Consider the following 17298-nt stretch of genomic DNA (forward strand, 5'->3'; position numbering starts at 1 on the left):
CGTGCTCCTTCTCGCCGGATCGTATAGACCGCCCGCCACCCGACGCTCACAATCAGGGCATGGGAGACCCGTATGTCGGCGCACGGACGCCGCGCAGGGAAGACGCCAGGCTGCTGACCGGCAAGAGCAGGTACGTGGGGAACGTGCGCCTGCCCGGCACGCTGCACGCCCACGTCGTACGCAGCCCCATCGCCCACGGCCGGCTGCTCGGCTGCGACGCCAAGGCGGTCTGGGCCGTCGAGGGCGTCGTCGACGTCATCACCCCGGCCGACGCGGCCGGCATGCGCCTGCCCTGCGTGAACGTGCTGCCGGGCCAGCGCCTCACCTCCTACCCGGTGCTGGAGGACGCCATCAGGTACGCGGGCCAGCCGCTCGCCCTCGTCGTCGCCCGCACGCCGGAGGCCGCCAGGGACGCCGCCGACCTGCTCGACCTGGACCTCGACGAGCTGCCCGCCACGGTCGGCGCCGAGCGGGCCATGGACGCGGATCCGCTCTACCCGGAGCTGGGCAGCAACGTGATCACGGACTTCGGGATGGGCGACGAGGACTGCCTGGCCGCCGTCGAGGGGGCCGAGCACGTGGTCGAGATGGTGTTCAGGATGGGCAGGGTCTCGCCGTACCCGCTGGAGCCGCGCGGCGTGGTGGCCGCGTACGCCGACGACGAGCTGACCGTGCACATCTCCTCGCAGGCGCCGCACCACGTGCGCGAGCACCTGGCCGACGCGTTCGGGCTGTCCCACGACCGGGTACGCGTGATCAGCCGCGACACGGGCGGCGGGTTCGGCGCGAAGGAGCACGTCTACCCCGACGAGACGCTCGTCTGCCTGGCCGCGATGCGCGCGGGCCGCCCGGTGAGCTGGACGGAGGCGCCGGGCGACCGGCTGTCCGCCACGCTGTCGGCGCGGCAGGCCGTGCACCGGGCGCGGCTGGCGCTGGACGGCGACGGGCGGTTCGTGGCCATGTACGTGGACGTCGTCGGCGACCTCGGCGCCCATCCGGGGAACACCGGGGCCTCGACGTTCGCGGTCACGGCCACGCTGCTGCCGGGGCCGTACCGGTTCGACCGGTTCGGGGTGCGGGTGCGGGGCGTGGTGACCACGACGACGCCGTTCGGCTCCTACCGGGGCTTCGGCCAGCCCGAGGCGACCCTGACCAGGGAGCGGCTGATCGACGAGGCGGCGCGCCGGCTCGGCGTCGACCGGATCGAGCTGCGGCTGCGCAACATGTTGCGGCCCGAGGAGCTGCCGTTCACCACGGCGGTGGGCCAGGTGTACGACTCGGGCGACTACCCGCGCGCCCTGCTCACGCTGCGGGACCTCGTCAGGCCGGCCGGCCGCGCGGACGACGGCCGCAGGCGCGGCGTGGGCTACTCCTGCCACGTCGAGACCACCGGGCTGGGCCCGTCGATGGACCTCAAGGCCATGGGCGCGGAGTCGGGCGGCTACGAGACGGTGGTGCTGCGGATGGAGCAGGACGGGTCCGTGGTGGTGTCGGCGGGGGTGGTCTCGATCGGGCAGGGCATCGAGACGGCGCTGGCCCAGCTCGCGGCCGACCGGATCGGGGTGCCGATCGAGCGGGTCCGGGTGGTGCTGGGGGACACGGCGACGACCCCGTACTCGTCGATCGGGTCGATCGCGAGCCGTTCGCTGCCGATCGGCGGCGGGGCCCTCACGCGGGCCGCGGACAAGCTGCGGGACAAGCTGCTGGCCATCGCCGCGCACCGGCTGGAGGCGGCGGCCGGGGACCTGGAGCTGGCCGACGGCGTGGTGCGGGTGAAGGGCGACCCGCACGCGTCGGTGCCGCTGCGCGAGCTGGCCACGTCGGCGTGGCGCGGCTGGGACCTGCCCGAGGGGGTCACGCCCGGCCTGGAGGAGCGCGACAGTTACGACCCGGCCGGCTACACCTTCGCGTACGGCGCGCACGCGGCGGCCGTGGCGGTGGACCCGGAGACCGGCGCGGTCGAGCTGGAGGGCTACTGGCTGGTCAACGACTCGGGCGTGCTGGTCAACCCGGCCGTGGTCGAGGGGCAGCTCATGGGCGGCGTGGCGCAGGGGATCGGCCAGGCGCTGACCGAGGAGATCGTCTACACCGACGACGGCCAGCCGATCACCGACTACCTGCCGCCGACCACGCGGGAGGTGCCGGACATCCAGGTCGTCATGGTGCAGACGCCCTCGCCGGTCACGCCGGGCGGCATGAAGGGCGTCGGCGAGTCGGGCACGATCGGCCCGCCCGCGGCGATCGCCAACGCGGTCGCCGACGCCCTCCCGGAGATCGCGGACCGGATCACCGACGTGCCTCTCACCCCGGCCGCCGTGTGGTCCCTGCTGCAGGTGTCGAGCCCCCCGGCCTGGGAACGAGGAGGCTGAACGGGGGATCGGGGGACACCATGGTGGAATATCGGGAGCTGCTGCGCGCCATCGGCCGCATGACGGGCCTGGCGGCCGGACCGGCCAGGGCGGCGGCGGAGGCCACGCTCACCACGCTGGCGCGCACGCTCGACGAGGCGGACCGGCGCGAGCTGATCGACGCGCTGCCGCCCGAGCTGACCGACGACTTCCCGATGGACCGCCCCGGCAACGACGGCACCGAGGAGGGCTTCGTCCGCCAGGCGGCCCTGCTCGGCCGCCGGCCTCCCGAGCAGGCCAGGATCAGGGCGCAGGCCGTGCTGGCGGCGGTGGCCGAGCAGGATCCGGCGCTGGTGGCCAGGCTGCACATCCCTGAGCAGGTGCGCGGCCTGTTCGAGCCGCCGGGCAGCGGCGGCGGCATCACCGGCCCGAAGGGGCACAGTGCCCCGCTGACGGACGCCGAGATCGATTCGGCGCTGCGTACGCTGCCGCGGTGGAGCGGTGACCGGTCGGGGCTGCGCCGCACCATCTCGCTGCCCCAGGAGAACCTGCACGCGGTGCGCAGGGCCCTCGACCGGCTCAAGATCACGTACGGCCGCCAGCCGCAGCTCCACGACACCGCCGACGGGCTCGTGCTGCTGGTGCGGACGGTGTCGGTGGGTGCGGTGACGTCCCTGGACGTGGAGCTGGCCAGGAGGGTGGACGAGCTGATCGAGGAGATCGGCGCCGGCATCGGCCGCCCCTGACCGGCCTCAGCGCATCTCCGGCCGGCCTCAGCGCACGTCCGGCCAGTCTCGGCGCACCTCCGGCCGACCTCAGGTCAGTCCTGGTCGATCGGCTTGGGGCTGGACGGGCGCATGCTCTCGGCCAGCCCCGCCTTCCTGCCCCGCCGCCGGTGCTGCTGCACGCGCTCGTGCTCGGTCCGGTCGGGCGCCGGATCGACGGGCACCGACCGCAGCACCTCGGCCATGCTCGCGTACTCACCGAGCGGCAGCGACCGCAGGGCACGCTCGGCGTCCTCGCCCGCGCCGTGCGCGTGGGCGTGCGCCACGATGCTCTCCTTGTCGGCCGGGAAGTCGAGGGTGTTGAGGGCCTCGCGCACCGGCCGCGTGTCGTGCAGTTTCATGCTGCCCCACTACCCGAGTTACGGACACTGGCCTAAAAGAATTCGTGATATTTCACCGAAAAATCGACCCGAACGGCGCTCTCGTACGTACACGTTTCGACTGCGTTGTACGTCAACCCATAGGCAGGTCCTCTTGTTAAGCGATAGGCGCATTCGCTGCCCCTCAGCACAGGAAAGAGACGCCATGACCAGGCTGCGATCGACTCGCCGGAGCCGGAAGCAGTACGCGTGGCCGCTCCGCGAGGACGCGCGGACGGTCGGTCAGGTTCGTGCCCTCGTCCGCACGGAATTGTCGCAGCTCTCCCTTTCCTCCGATCTCGTTGACGACGCCGTTCTCATGGTGAGCGAATTGATCACCAATGCGTTCATGTACGGCGACGGCCCCTACGAACTCGTTCTCCATGTGGACGAGAAGGACATCATGTTCGTGGTCGTGGACGGCAGCCCCGTCCTGCCCGCCCCGGCGCCCCACGACCTGGCCGCCGAGCACGGGCGCGGGCTGCGCATCGTGGCCAGGCTCTCCGACGGCTTCTACGGCTGCCATCCCCAGCGTTACGTCACGCAGCCCGGATTGGTCGGCAAGGCCACCTGGTTCGCGATCCCGCGCTCCGGCGCCGCCGGCAACGTGGTGCCGATCCGGGCAGGTGTCTGACTTTGTCGCCGCTGTCCTCTACGCTCCCCAGCAATTGATCAACGCCTCAATTCTGGAGAAGCGCGGACATGACCTATTTGGAGCTGTCTGAGGACGGCGGCGGATCGCACAAGTTCTACGAGGTCATCGTGGCGGGCACGCAGGTCACGATCACGTACGGGCGGATCGGCGAGTCCGGGCAGACCAAGGTCACCTCCTTCCCCACCGAGGCCAAGGCGCAGGCCGCGGCGGCCAAGAAGGTCGCGGAGAAGAGCCGCAAGGGTTACGCGCCAGCCGTGCGCGGCGTGCGCCAGCGCCGGGCCATCACCCGCAGGACCATCACCAGCACCCGCTCGACCGCCCAGCAGGCGCCGGTGTTGTGGCGCTTCGACAGCGGGGCGTCGGCGTTCGGCATCTTCGTGGACGGCGAGCGCTGCTGGGTCGGCAACCAGCGCGGCGACGTCTACACCGTCAGCCACTCCGGCACCGTGACCGGCCGCTTCCGGCTGCCCGACGGCGTGAAGTGCATCGTGGCCGACGACTTCTGGATCTACGCCGGGTGCGACGACGGCCGCGTGTACGACCTGAGCGGCAAGGTCCCCAGGTCCGCGTACGAGATCGCCGCCGACGTGGACATCTACTGGCTCGACATCCACGACGGCGTGCTCGGCGTCTCCGACCGGGCGGGCCGGGTCACCGCGATCGACTACGAGGACGAGTTCCAGTGGGCGCGTAACAGCGGCGGCGACTCGGCCTGGATGGTCCGGTGCGACGCGGATTCGGTCTACTTCGGCCACTCGCGCGGTGTGGCCCGCTACGACGTCTCCGACGGCACCCCGATCTGGGAGACCAAGGTCGCCGACCAGGTGCTGTTCGGCTGGCAGGAGGAGCACTCGGTCTACGCGGGCACCGGCCGCCGCACCGTGCACCGCCTGGCCAAGGGCGACGGCCGGGTGGAGGCCGTCTACCAGTGCGACGGCGCCGTCTACTCCTGCGCCACCTCGCCGGGCGGCCGCCACGTCTTCGCCGGCGACAACCACTCCTCCGTCTACTGCTTCGACGCCTCCGGCGAGCGGCTGTGGAAGCTCGCCACCGGCTGCGGCTCCGCCTTCTCCATGCAGTACCTGGACGACCGGCTCTACATCGTCACCACGGACGGCACCCTGGCCTGCATCGACGCGAGCGAGGCGGCCATCGCCGCGGCCCGCACCGGCAGCGTGCCCCAGCCGGTGGACGTCAAGGCGGCCGCGTCGCTGGAGGCCGTCGAGCCGTCGGCCGTGCTGGAGACCGTCCTGGAGACGGCGAGCGAGGCGGGCGACGGCGTGGTGGTGGAGTGCGTGCGGGAGGGCGAGCGGGTGCGGGTCCGCGTGGTCAGCCCCGGCTACGAGACGTGGAACGTGCAGTTCCCCAAGGAGATCCGCGAGGCGGGCGCCCGCTACCTGGTGGACGGCGTGCGCTCGGCCGGCCGCGGCGGCTTCTACCGCGCCTACGGGGAGATCCGCCGCCTTCTCTGACGTTGCACCCGCGTACGGGGCGGGTTTTGGTACGGGTATGCCCACAGATGATCCGCTGGCCGTCCACACCATGATGATCGACGGCGAGGAGTTCGCGTACGGCGACTTCGGGCGCACCAGGGACTACCTGCCCGACGTCGGCCCGCCCCGCTTTGCGGCCCACCTGGCCTTCGCCATGGAGGAGGTCCTGCCGGGCTTCCCCGAGGCCACGCACGTGATCAGCGCCGGATTCTCCAACAGCGCCAGTTTCGCCCTGGCGGCGGCCGACCGGCGGCCGGACCGGATCGCGGCCGCCGTGGCGCTCAGCCCCAACCTGCCGCCGTCACGGCTCGACCTCGGCGTCAGGATCCCGCGTTACCTGGCGGCGGGCACGCTCGAGGGCGGGTTCCGCGACTGCGCGCAGGGCCTGGCCTCGGTTCCGGGCGAGGCGGGCATCGTGCACCGGCACGAGGAATGGGTCGGCGGTCATGATCCGTACTGGTGGCGGCTGCACCTCGTCGAAGGCTTGAGCCGGCTCATCCGCGAGGCGCTGCCTGGCGCGCCCCCGTGACCGCCACCAGCACCAGCAGGCCCGCCACGACGCCGGTGACCGCGCTGGCCAGGTAGACGTCGTTGAGCGCGGCGTACCCTCCGCCGTCACGGTAGAGGAGGCCGAGCAGGGCGATGCCGAGCGCGTACCCGAGCTGCCTGACCGTGTTGACCGTGCCCGCGGCCATGCCGGCGCGCTGCGGCGGCGCGTACGTCATGGCGGCGGAGCTGAACGCCGGGACGGCCAGGCCCACGCCCAGGCCGGTGAGCACCAGGCCGGGCGCGAGCGCGGCCCAGCCCGAGTGCTCGCCCAGCGTGCCCTGCAACAGGGCGCCCGCGCCGACCAGCAGCAGCCCGCCGCCCACCGCGACCCGCGGCGACAGCCCGGGGAACAGCCGGGAGACCGCCACGGAGGCCACCAGCGACGTGGCGGCCATCGGCGACAGCGCCAGCCCCGCCATCACCGGCCCGAGCCGCAGGTCCTGCTGGAGCCAGAGCGAGGTGAAGGCCAGGCAGGCGAACGCGGCAGGCATGATCAGCCCGGCCCCCGCCATGATCCCGCTGAACGACCGCCCGGCGAACAACCGCAGGTCCAGCATGGGGTTCGCGCTGCGCGACTCGGCCACGAGGAAGGCCGCGAACGCCGCCGCCGCCACGGCCAGCGGCACCAGCGTGCGCGCCGCCGCCCAGCCGTGCTCGCCCGCCTCGATCAGCCCGTACGTCAGCGCCCCCGCCGCCAGCGTGAACGTGACCATGCCCGCCCAGTCGAGCCGGGCCCCGCCGGGCAGCCGCGACTCCTCGACACCGCGCAGGGTCAGCCAGGCGGCGACCAGGCTGATCGGCAGGTTCACCAGGAAGATGGCCCGCCAGTGCAGGTGCTCGGTGAGCAGGCCGCCGAGCACGGGCGCGATGGCCGCGGCGGCCCCGTTCACGCCGCCCCACACGCCGAACGCGAGGCCGCGCTGCCTGCCGTGGTAGGTGGCGCTGACGAGGGCGAGGGTCGTGGCCATCATGGCCGCGGCGGCGACGCCCTGCACCAGACGGGCGGCCAGCAGCAGTTCGGCGCTCGGCGCCAGCCCGCAGGCGAGCGAGGCCAGCGCGAACACCGCCAGCGCCCCCAGGTAGACCTTGCGCCGCCCCGTGTGGTCGGCGTACGAGCCGGCGGCCAGCAGCAGCGCGGCGAGGGCCAGCGCGTAGCCGTCCAGCAGCCACTGCGCGTCGGTGAAGGACATGCTCAGGTCGGCCGTGATGCCGGGCAGCGCGACCATGACGATGGTCACGTCCACGAGCAGCATGAACGCGCCCAGACTGGCGGCCACCAAGGGGGCCCAGGAGACGGTCTCCCGGGTGTGTGTTCTGGTCATGGCGACCACGGTGCGGCGCGGCGGCGGGAACCGCCACCTGGAGCGGCGCTTCTGGCGGTTTTCCGTGTCGGCTAGCTTGTGGTGGTGGAAATCATCGAGCTGGACGAGGTGGACCGCGGGCTGCTGCACGCGCTGCAGGTGGACGGGCGAGCCTCGTTCAGCCGCATCGGCGAGGTGCTCGGGGTGTCGGACCAGCGGGTGGCGCGCCGCTACCGGCGGCTGCGCTCCACCGGCATGCTGCGCGTGGTCGGCGTCGTGGACGGGCGGCGCCTCGGCTACGAGTCGTGGGCGATCAGGCTGCGCTGCACGCCGGACGCGGCGGTGTCCATCGCCGAGGCGCTCGGGCGGCGCTCCGACACGTTCTGGGTGCACCTGCTGTCCGGCGGCACCGAGATCTCCGCCGGCACGCTGCAACGCACGGCGCGCGAACGCGAGTCGCTGCTGCTCAGCAAGCTCGCCCGGACCAACCGGGTGCTCTCGGTGACCGCGCACAGGACCCTCTACACGTTCGTGGGCGGGCGCGTCGGCTGGCAGGGGCTGGCCGTGCTCTCGCCCGAGCAGGTCGCCGGGCTGGCGGAGAGCCGCGTCTACCGCAGGCGGGGCGAGGGCGAGCCGATCACGCTCGGCCCCGGCGACCAGGCGCTGCTGGACGAGCTGTCCCGCGACGGCCGCACCGGCCACGCCGACCTGGCGGCGGTGACCGGCTGGTCGGAGTCCACCGTCAGGCGGCGGATGGAGCAGCTCTGCTCGGCCGGCGCGCTCTTCTTCGACATGGACGTGCTGCCCGCGCTGATGGGCTACCAGGTCGAGGCGCAGCTGTGGATGTCGGTGCCGCCCGCCGAGCTCGACGCCACGGGGTGGGCGCTGGCCGGACACCACGAGGTGGCGTTCGCGGGCGCGACGACCGGGCCCACCAACCTGACGGCCAGCATCGTCTGCCGCGACGACGAGGCCCTCTACCGCTACCTGACCGACAGCCTCGGCGCGCTGCCCGCGATCAGGCACATCGAGACCGCGCCCATCGTCAGGACCATCAAGCGGGCGGGGGCCGTCATGCCCCTCTGACGGTGGGGCAGGCACTACCGCCGGTTCGGTGGAGCGCAGGCTGGGGAGAGATCGCCCGGATTCGTAGCGTTCTGTGACATGAGAACGCCCATGAGGAACCGGCTGCTCGCCCTGGCCTGCGCCGGGCTCGTCCTGGCCACCGCGACCGCCCCGGCGGCGCTGGCCGCCACCGCCACCGCACCCGCCGGCCAGGCCGTGACGATCGACGACAGGGGCTCGATCGTCTCCGCCGAACTGCTGGCGCGCATGCCGGCCGAGCAGGTCGCCGCCTATCTCACCGAGGCCAGGTTCCCCGTCCCGGCCCGGCCGCAGGGCGCCGACCTGTACGCCGTCGTCTACCGCACGATCAGCGCGGCCGGGACGCCCACCACCGCGAGCGGCGTCGTGGCGCTGCCGTCCAGGTCGAGGAAGGGGCTGTGGACGGTCAGCTACGCCCACGGCACCATGGCGACCAGGGCCGACGCCGGGTCGGTCGCCGACGGCGACGGGCGGGCGGCGCCGCTGATGTTCGCCGCCGCGGGCTTCGCCGGGGTGGCGCCCGACTACCTGGGGCTGGGGAAGGGGCCCGGCTTCCACCCGTACATGGACGCGGCGACCGAGGCCTCCGCCTCCACCGACCTGCTGCGGGCCGCGGGGGAGCTGGCCGGGCGGCAGGGGCGGTCGCTGAGCGGGGACGTGCTGGTCACCGGGTTCTCCCAGGGCGGGCACGCGGCCATGGCGCTGGGCAAGTCGCTGCGCGGGGACAGCACGTACCGGCTGCGCGGGGTCGCGCCGATCTCCGGGCCGTACCACGTGCGCGAGGCCGAGCTGCCGGCACTGCTCGCGGACCGGCTCGATCCGCACAGCGCGACCTTCTACCTGGCGTACTGGACGATCTCCATGAACCGGCTGCACCACTTCTACGGCTCGCCGGAGGAGGTGTTCCGCGACCCGGCGGTGGAGAAGCTGTTCGACGGGGACCACAGCTTCGACCAGATCGCGGCCGGGCTGCCCGGCTCGCCGCGCGACCTCGTCACCGCCGCCTACCTGGAGCGGATCGCGAAGCCGTCCGGGGCGCTGCTGCGGGCGATGCAGGTCAACGACACCACCTGCGCGGGCTGGCGTCCCGGGGTGCCCGTGCGGGTGTTCGCCGGGCGCGGCGACAAGGACGTGGCCTACGCCAACTCCCGGTACTGCCTGCGCGACCTGCGGGCGGGCCGGGTCAAGGCGACGCTGACGGACGTGGGCGACGTCGATCACATGACGTCGGCCTACCGGTCGCTGCCCGAGGTGCTCGACTGGTTCACCACGCTCCGCCGCGCCTGACGCCCGCCCCGCCGCGAGCCGGCCGCCGGGCGTGATGCTCGCGCTCCCGCGTGACGGCCGCTGCGCGGGATAATCGTGAGGTGCCACTGCCAAGCAGGCGATCAGTCCTCCGGCTCGGCGGCGTGGCCGCGGCCGGGACGCTGGGGGCGGTGGCGCCGGCGCGGGCGGCGTACACGCCCGACGACACGTTCGTCCTGCTGCGCCGCCGCTGGCGGGAGGTGACGGCCGGGCCGGGGCACGGCTCGGAGGGTTACCGGGCCAGGCTGGCCGCGCTGGGCAGGGCGGCCGCGCGTTACCGCGCCACGATGGCGCCCGGGCCCGCCTCGCTCTGGCCCGACCAGGCGTTCCCGTCGTTCGTGGCCACGCCGAGGCGGCTGCGGGTCATGGCCCAGGCGTACGCGCTGGGCCTCGGCGACCCCGGCCTCGCCGAGGCCGTCTCCACCGGGGTGGAGCACTACCGGCGGCACGTGTACGCGGCCGGCGGCGACGCGCCGGGCAACTGGTGGCACTGGCAGATCGGCGTGCCCAGGTCGCTGCTGGACGCGTCCGTGCTGGCCGGGACGTGGAGCCCGGCACTGGCCGAGGCCGTCGACCACTACGTGCCCGAGCGCCGCCTGCACCGCTACTCCGGCAACAGCACCGCCGCGAACCGCGTGGACCTGTGCCTGGTGACGCTGCTGCGCGCGATGCTCGACGACGACCACGGCAAGGCGGCGCTGGCCGTCTCGGCGCTGACGCCGGTGTTCGCGATGGTCTCGGAAGGTGACGGGTTCTACCGGGACGGGTCGTTCATCCAGCACTCTTTCGTGCCGTATCAGGGCGCGTACGGGGTGACGCTGCTGTCGGGGCTGGCCACGCTCCACGCGGTGCTGCGCGGCTCGCCCTGGGAGCTGGCCGACCAGCGGATCTTCGACACGGTCGAGCGCACGTACGCGCCGTTCGTGCGTGACGGGGCCTGCATGGACCTCGTACGCGGGCGGGGCGTCGGCAGGCGGCCGTTCGGCGACCACGAGCGCGGGCGGGAGATCGCCGCGGCGGTCCTGCTGCTGGGGGAGAGCGCCCCCGCCGGGACCCGGGCGCGCTGGCAGGCCATGGTCAAGGGATGGGCGGTGCGCGGCACGTTCCGGCCGATGCTGGAGCACGCGGCCGAGCCCGCCTTCCACGCCCGCCTGGCGACGATCATGGAGGACGGCACGGTCCCGGCGGCGGCCGAGCCGGACGGGCACCGGCTGCTGCCGATGAGCGCCAGGGCCGTGCACCGGCGGCCCGGCTGGTGCGCCGCGCTCAGCATGGCCTCCCACCGGATCGGCCACTACGAGCACGGCAACGGCGAGAACCTGCGCGGCTGGCACACCGGCTCAGGGATGCTCTACTGGTGGGCCGGGGGGCACGGCGACCAGTACTCCGACTCCTTCTGGCCGACCGTGGACCCGTACCGGCTGCCGGGCACCACCGTGTCCACCCGGCGGCTGCCCGACGGGGCGGGCGCGGGCTGGGGCGACACGCGGACGCCGTGGCGGTGGGTCGGCGGGGCCAGCGACGGCACGTACGCGGCCGTGGGGCAGCACCTGTCCGGGCTGGAGAGCACGATGGAGGCGTTCAAGTCGTGGTTCTTCCTCGACGACGCGATCGTCTGCCTGGGGGCCGGGATCACCGGCGCGGACGGCGTGGCCGTCGAGACCGTCGTGGACAACCGCAGGACCGCCGCCCCGCTCACGGTGGGCGAGGGGTGGGCGCACCTGGAGGGCCACGGGGGTTACGTGCTGCCCGGGCAGCCCCTGCGTACGCTGCGGGAGCGCCGGAACGGCGGCGGCGTGGACCGCGACTACGTGACGCTCTGGCTGGACCACGGCGTAGACCCGCGCTCCGCCTCCTACGCCTACCTCCTGTTACCGGGCGCGAGCAGGGCGGACACCCGGGCCCGCGCCCTGGTCCTGCCGGGCACCAGCGGGCCCGGGGCCGCCGTGCGCGTGCTGTCCAACACGCCCCGCCTCCAGGCCGTCCAGGTGCCCGGGCTCCGGCTGACGGCCGCCTGCTTCTGGAACGCCGGGACGGTGGCCGGCCTCACCGCCTCCGCCCCGTGCGCGGTCCTGGTCCGCTCCCGGCCCGATGGCACCGCGACCGTGACCGTCGCCGACCCCCGGCGGGAGCTGGACGAGCTGACCCTGACCTGGGCCAGGCCGGTGGCGGAGCTGCTGGACGGCGACGCCTCCCTGACCGGGGGCAGGCTCGCGTTCGGGCCGCTGGCCGGCCTGGAGGGCGCCTCGGTGACGGTCACCGTACGGCACGGCTGAGGCCCGTCGGCACGGCTGGAGGCCCGTCAGCGGCGGTGTCAGAGCGGCGACGGTCCGGTGTCAGCGCGACCGTCGAAGGTGGTCACCACGCCGGAAGGCGCGAACACCACCTTCGAACAAGGAGATGCACCATGAGTGTCAACGGATTCACCGCGACGGGCCTGCGCCGGGTGCGTGAGGCGCTGGCCCGGCACGTCGACTCCGGGAAGATCCCCGGCCTGGTGGCTCTGATCAGCCGCGGCGGCCAGACGCACGTCGAGACGCTCGGCACGATGCGGCACGACGGCGGCGCGCCGATGCGCCGCGACACGATCTTCCGGATGGCCTCCACCTCCAAGCCGGTCTCCATCGCCGCGGCGATGGTGCTGCTGGACGAGTGCCGGCTGCGGCTGGACGACGTGGTCGACCCGTGGCTGCCCGAGCTGGCCAACCGGCAGGTGCTGCGCAACCCGGACGCCGAGCTGGACGACACCGTCCCGGCCCGCCGCCCGATCACCGTCCGCGACGTGCTCACCTCCACCTTCGGCCTCGGCATGGACTTCACCGCCCTCGGCAAGCCGATCATGAATGCCGTCTTCGCCGCGGGCCTGACCCCCAACCTGCCCACCGAGGTGCCCGAGCAGGACGAGTGGATGCGCCGCCTGGGCGAGCTGCCCCTGATGTACCACCCCGGCGAGCAGTGGCAGTACCAGATCAGCAGCGACCTGGTCGGCGTGCTGGTCTCCCGGGTCACCGGCCAGAGCTTCGAGGACGTCCTGCGCGAGCGGATCTTCGAGCCCCTGGGCATGCGCGACACCGGCTTCCACGTGCCCGCCGACCAGCTCGACCGGCTGCCCATCCTGTACGCGCCCGACCCGGCCACGGGCGAGTTCCAGGCGTGGGACGAGCCCGAGGGCGGCCGGTGGAGCAAGCCGCCGGCGTTCCAGGGCGGCGGGGGCGGGCTGGTCTCCACCGCCGACGACTACCACGCCTACTTCCGGATGCTGCTCAACGGCGGCCTGCACGAGGGCCGCCGCATCCTGTCCCGGGCGGCGGTGGAGCTGATGACCACCAACCGGCTCACCCCGGAGCAGAACGCCGCCCGCACCACGCTGGCCACCAACAACGTGCACATCTCCTTCGGCCAGGGCCAGCAGGGCGGCTGGGGCATGGGCATGGCGGTGCGCACCTACCGCGGCGACTACGCCCCGATCGGCCAGTTCGGCTGGGACGGCGGCAGCGGCACCTCCTCCTACGCCGACCCGGTCAACCAGGTCACCGGCATCCTGCTCTGCCAGGTCGGCTACACCGTGCCCAGCCCGGCCCACCTGATGAGCGACTTCTGGACCACCGTCTACCAGGCCATCGAGGACTGACGGGAGGTTCCGGGGCCCTGCGCGGCCACCAGTTCGGCGTACCTGCCGCCCGAGGCGAGCAGTTCGTCATGGGTGCCGCGCTGCACGACCCGGCCGCCGTCGACGACCAGGATCAGGTCCGCGTCCCTGACCGTGCTCAGCCGGTGCGCGATCACGATCCTGGTCTGCGCGAGCGCGCCGAGGTTGGCCTCGATGACGGCCTCGGTGGCGCTGTCCAGGTTGCTGGTGGCCTCGTCGAGCAGCAGGATCTTCGGGCGTGACAGCACGGCGCGGGCCAGGGCCAGCCGCTGCCGCTGCCCGCCCGACAGGCCGCCGCCGTCGGTCAGCATGGTCTCGTACCCCATGGGCATGGCCGCGATCTCGTCGTGCAGCGCCGCCAGCCGGGCCGCGGCGACCACCCGGTCCAGGGCGGCGCCCGGGTCGTTCAGCGCGATGTTCTCCCTGATCGAGCCGCTGAACAGCGACGGGTCCTGGATGACCACGCCGAACTGCCGGCGCAGCGTACGCAGGTTCAGCTCGGCGGCGGGGACGCCGTCGTACCTGATCTCGCCCTCGACCGGCGTGTGCAGCGCGAGCAGCAGCCTGGCCAGCGTGCTCTTGCCCGACCCCGACGCGCCCACCAGCGCGATCTTCTGGCCGGGCCGGATGGCGACGGACACGTCCCGCACCGTCCACGGGCCGCGGGGGTCGTGGCGGAAGCTCACCCGGCGCAGCTCGACCGCGCCGCGCAGCCGCAGCACCTCGATGCCGTCGCTCGGCTCCGGCTCGGAGGCGAGGATGTCAGACAGCCGGTCGAAGTGCGCGCCGGCCTGCTGCAGGCTCTGCAGGCCCGTCATCAGCGAGCCGAGCGGGGTCAGCGCGCCGAGCGCGACGGCGTTCAGCGCGATCAGCGTGCCGAGCGTGAGCTGCCCGTCCAGCACCCGCCAGGCGCCCAGCCACAGCAGGCCGAGCGGTGCCGTCACGCGGATCGCCGACAGCGCCGCCTCCAGCAGCCCCCTGGTCAGCCCGGCCCGCACGTCGGCGTCGAGCTGCCTGGCGAAGTGACCCGCCCACTGCTCCACGGCCCGCCGCTCCGCGCCCGACGCCTTCAGCGTCTCGATCCCGGTGATCGTCTGGATCAGGCTGTTCTGCGACGCCGACAGCGCGGCCAGCTCCTGGTGGGTGAGCGTGGCGATCCGGCTCGTGGTGGCCAGCAGCAGCACCGTCTGCAGGACGGCCACGCCGCTCAGCGCCAGCCCGAAGACCGGGTCCCAGAAGTAGACGAGCACCAGGTACCCCACGGCCAGCGGCCCGTCCAGCAGCGCCGCGACGACCTGCCCGGTCAGGATGTCCCCCAGCGTGGACACGCCCGCCGCCCGCGTCACCAGGTCACCCTTGGCCCGCCGGGTGAAGTACCCGTACGGCAGCGCCACCAGATGCCCCACCACGCTCTCGGTGAGCTCCTGGTCGGCCCTGGCCCGCACCGCGACGAGCAGCGCCGCCCGCAGGTACCCGATCACGAACTGCGCGGCCCCGGCCAGCACGATCGCCAGCCCGAGCACCGACAGCACCTCCGCCGCCCGCGCCGGCACGATCGTGTCCACCAGCAGCTCGGAGAAGAACGGCAACGCCAGCCCGAGCAGTTGCAGCAGCAGCGAGGCGGCCACGATCTGCGCCAGCAGCCCCCTGCGCCGCCTGAACAGCGTGCGCGCGAACTCCCGCCGCCACGCCCCCGCCATCGACGACGAGCCCCGCCGGAACCCCTCGCCCGGCTGGAACACCAGCAGCACGCCGGTGAACCCGGCCCCGAACTCCTCGGGGGTCAGCCTGCGCCGCCCCTGCCCGGGGTCCACCACGTCCACCCGGTCGGGCGACCAGCGCTCGACCACCACGAAGTGGCTGAACTCCCAGTGCGCCACGGCCGGCAGCGGCACCCGCGCCAGGTCTTCCGGCGCCAGCGAGAAGGCCCGCGCCTGGAGCCCGTGCTCGCGCGCGCCGTCCACGATCGCCTTCGCGCTCAGGCCGTCCCGGCCGATCTGGAGCCGGTCGGAGACCTGGTGCAGGGTGGTGCGGTGGCCGTGGTGCGCCAGCACCATGGTCAGGCAGGCCGCGCCGCACTCGGTCTCGGTGTTCTGCAGGACGACGGGGACCCTGCGCCTCACCCCACCGCTCCCAGGGCCAGCGCGGTCACGCCGATCCCGGCCGTCACGACGATCGCCACCGCGATCCACAACACGAGGAACGAGGGCCCGCTGACGACCAGCGGCATCCGCACGGGGGCACGGCCCCGTGCCCGCTCGCGCAGCGCCTCCTCCCGGTAGCTCAGCTTCATGCCGGAAACCTAGGCGCGGAGGCTTGGAAGTCACTTGGGACCCAGAGGAAACAGATTCCGAGCAGGGTCTACACGGTGGGTATACCCGGTGTGGATAGTCCGCGGCATGACCGTCTCGTACACACTGCTCGGCCTCCTGGAAGCGGGCGACCGCCACGGCTACGACCTGAAGCAGGCCTACGACCGCCGGTTCGGCGCGGCCAAGCCGATCAGGTTCGGGCAGGTCTACCGGACGCTGGCCCAGCTCGTCCGTGACGGCCGGGTGGAGGTCGCCGCCGTGGAGCCGGCGCGGGCCCCGACCGCAAGCGGTACGCCATCACCCCGGAGGGAGTGACCGGCTTGGACCGCTGGCTGGCCGAGCCCGAGGATCCGCAGCCCCAGCTCCGGGCGGTGCTGTTCACCAAGGTGACGCTGGCGCTGATGTCCGGCCGGCCGGCGGCGGAGTTCCTCGACGCCCAGCGGGCCCGGCACCTGGCCACGATGCGCGCGCTGACCGCCGCGCGGCGGGACGCGGCCTCGGCGGCGGGCGGTGAGCCGTGGTCGCCACCGGACCTCGGACTCGTGGCGCTGCCGGCGGGAAGCGCACTGGCGGCGATGGCCGTCACCACGGCGGCGCTGCCCCTCATGAACGTGACGACCAGGTACGACGCCGTGCGCTTCGAATGACCCCTACAGGACCTTGCGCAGCACGTCCGCGAACTCCACCGGGTGCGCCATGAACCCTCCGTGGTCCCCGGGGAACTCCACCGGCGTCGTGCCGATCCGCTCGGCCAGCACCACCGAGGTCCGGTACGTCACGAGCTGCCCCGACTCCGCCCCGACCCCCACGACGACCCGGCCGTTCCGCAACGTGGCGACGTCGGGCACGTAGCGGGTGGTGCCGCGCAGCTCGTGCGCGAAGAACCGGGAGCCGTCGGCGACGACCTGCTCCGACGGGGGCGGCCCGGCGTTCCCGCCCTCGTCGAACCCCGCGTTCCCCATGAACTTGGCGAAGGCCGCCCACAGCCCGTCACGGTGGAAGGTCTCGATCATGTCGTCCACCGCGGCGCGCTGCCCGGCGGCGTCCGGCAGCAGCTCGACGCAGGGCGGCTCGTGCGCCACGAGCGTACGCACCCGCCCGGGGTGCCGCGCGACCAGCGCCAGCCCCGTCACCGCGCCGCCGCTGCTGCCGAACACGTCGGCCGACTCGGCCCCGAGGTCGTCGAGGATGGCCGCGAGGTCGTCGGCCCGCAGCTCCGGCGTGGAGTCCTCCGACGGGTCGTCGAGCACGCTGCCGGACATGCCGCGCGGGTCGTGCGTGACGACCGTGCGGTCGGCCGCCAGCGCCTCGGCCAGCGGCGCGAACTCGGCCGCCGCCATCGGCGCGCCGGTCACCACCAGCAGCGGCCCGGAGCCGCGTACCTCGTAACGCAGCCGCACTCCCGGGCGCCGCAGGGTGTGGGTGGCGATCGTCATGG

Annotated in this window: 16 protein-coding genes; 11 read left to right on the forward strand and 5 right to left on the reverse strand. The window is 73.5% G+C overall.

Annotated features, from left to right (window positions below; genetic code table 11):
* Positions 1 to 59: 59 nt before the first annotated feature.
* Complete coding sequence (locus HD593_RS58745; protein WP_185111457.1) at positions 60 to 2369, forward strand: xanthine dehydrogenase family protein molybdopterin-binding subunit; 2310 nt, start codon at positions 60 to 62, stop codon at positions 2367 to 2369.
* 20 nt (positions 2370 to 2389) lie between these two features.
* On the forward strand, positions 2390 to 3094 hold the full coding sequence (locus HD593_RS58750; RefSeq protein WP_185111458.1) for a DUF2267 domain-containing protein: 705 nt from the start codon (positions 2390 to 2392) through the stop codon (positions 3092 to 3094).
* 74 nt (positions 3095 to 3168) lie between these two features.
* On the opposite strand, the gene HD593_RS58755 is transcribed toward HD593_RS58750, so the two are convergent.
* Entirely contained in the window at positions 3169 to 3474 is a 306-nt protein-coding gene (locus HD593_RS58755) for a DUF2795 domain-containing protein (protein ID WP_185111459.1), read from the reverse strand.
* Positions 3475 to 3658: 184 nt separating this feature from the next.
* On the opposite strand from HD593_RS58755, the gene HD593_RS58760 reads away from it, so the two are divergent.
* From HD593_RS58760 to HD593_RS58770, 3 genes are all read left to right on the forward strand, one after another.
* Positions 3659 to 4126, forward strand: a complete 468-nt coding sequence (locus HD593_RS58760; RefSeq protein ID WP_185111460.1) for an ATP-binding protein — start codon at positions 3659 to 3661, stop codon at positions 4124 to 4126.
* A 68-nt stretch (positions 4127 to 4194) separates the two neighbouring features.
* Positions 4195 to 5619, forward strand: coding sequence for a WGR domain-containing protein (locus HD593_RS58765; RefSeq protein WP_185111461.1), 1425 nt, complete (start codon positions 4195 to 4197; stop codon positions 5617 to 5619).
* Between the two features lie 37 nt (positions 5620 to 5656).
* Positions 5657 to 6169, forward strand: a complete 513-nt coding sequence (locus HD593_RS58770) for an alpha/beta hydrolase (protein WP_185111462.1) — start codon at positions 5657 to 5659, stop codon at positions 6167 to 6169.
* Here the strand turns inward: HD593_RS58770 and HD593_RS58775 are convergent.
* Positions 6135 to 7511, reverse strand: coding sequence for a DHA2 family efflux MFS transporter permease subunit (locus HD593_RS58775; RefSeq protein ID WP_185111463.1), 1377 nt, complete (start codon positions 7509 to 7511; stop codon positions 6135 to 6137). The genes HD593_RS58770 and HD593_RS58775 overlap by 35 nt on opposite strands.
* A gap of 84 nt (positions 7512 to 7595) precedes the next feature.
* On the opposite strand from HD593_RS58775, the gene HD593_RS58780 reads away from it, so the two are divergent.
* From HD593_RS58780 to HD593_RS58795, 4 genes are all read left to right on the forward strand, one after another.
* Positions 7596 to 8576: an Lrp/AsnC family transcriptional regulator gene (locus tag HD593_RS58780; RefSeq protein WP_221525476.1), complete on the forward strand. Its 981-nt coding sequence runs from the start codon at positions 7596 to 7598 to the stop codon at positions 8574 to 8576.
* A 78-nt stretch (positions 8577 to 8654) separates the two neighbouring features.
* Positions 8655 to 9881, forward strand: coding sequence for a hypothetical protein (locus HD593_RS58785; protein WP_185111465.1), 1227 nt, complete (start codon positions 8655 to 8657; stop codon positions 9879 to 9881).
* An 80-nt stretch (positions 9882 to 9961) separates the two neighbouring features.
* Positions 9962 to 12175 (forward strand): polysaccharide lyase 8 family protein, encoded by a 2214-nt coding sequence (locus tag HD593_RS58790; protein ID WP_185111466.1) that lies wholly within the window; start codon positions 9962 to 9964, stop codon positions 12173 to 12175.
* 131 nt (positions 12176 to 12306) lie between these two features.
* Positions 12307 to 13530 (forward strand): serine hydrolase domain-containing protein, encoded by a 1224-nt coding sequence (locus HD593_RS58795; protein WP_185111467.1) that lies wholly within the window; start codon positions 12307 to 12309, stop codon positions 13528 to 13530.
* Here HD593_RS58795 and HD593_RS58800 read toward each other — a convergent pair.
* Both HD593_RS58800 and HD593_RS58805 read right to left on the reverse strand, forming a co-directional pair.
* Positions 13509 to 15671: a peptidase domain-containing ABC transporter gene (locus HD593_RS58800; protein WP_185111468.1), complete on the reverse strand. Its 2163-nt coding sequence runs from the start codon at positions 15669 to 15671 to the stop codon at positions 13509 to 13511. The two genes, HD593_RS58795 and HD593_RS58800, sit on opposite strands and share 22 nt — an antisense overlap.
* On the reverse strand, positions 15668 to 15841 hold the full coding sequence (locus HD593_RS58805) for a hypothetical protein (RefSeq protein ID WP_185111469.1): 174 nt from the start codon (positions 15839 to 15841) through the stop codon (positions 15668 to 15670). The genes HD593_RS58800 and HD593_RS58805 overlap by 4 nt, the downstream gene beginning before the upstream one ends.
* A gap of 106 nt (positions 15842 to 15947) precedes the next feature.
* Here HD593_RS58805 and HD593_RS60870 point away from each other — a divergent pair, with 106 nt between their 5' ends.
* Positions 15948 to 16175 (forward strand): PadR family transcriptional regulator, encoded by a 228-nt coding sequence (locus HD593_RS60870; RefSeq protein ID WP_221525477.1) that lies wholly within the window; start codon positions 15948 to 15950, stop codon positions 16173 to 16175.
* 5 nt (positions 16176 to 16180) lie between these two features.
* A complete protein-coding gene (locus tag HD593_RS60875) occupies positions 16181 to 16507 on the forward strand; it encodes a hypothetical protein (RefSeq protein ID WP_221525478.1) in 327 nt (108 codons plus the stop codon).
* Positions 16508 to 16510: 3 nt separating this feature from the next.
* Here HD593_RS60875 and HD593_RS58815 read toward each other — a convergent pair whose 3' ends face one another.
* Positions 16511 to 17296, reverse strand: a complete 786-nt coding sequence (locus HD593_RS58815; protein ID WP_185111470.1) for an alpha/beta fold hydrolase — start codon at positions 17294 to 17296, stop codon at positions 16511 to 16513.
* Positions 17297 to 17298: the final 2 nt, after the last annotated feature.

The organism is Nonomuraea rubra, from assembly GCF_014207985.1.
Taxonomy (GTDB): domain Bacteria; phylum Actinomycetota; class Actinomycetes; order Streptosporangiales; family Streptosporangiaceae; genus Nonomuraea; species Nonomuraea rubra.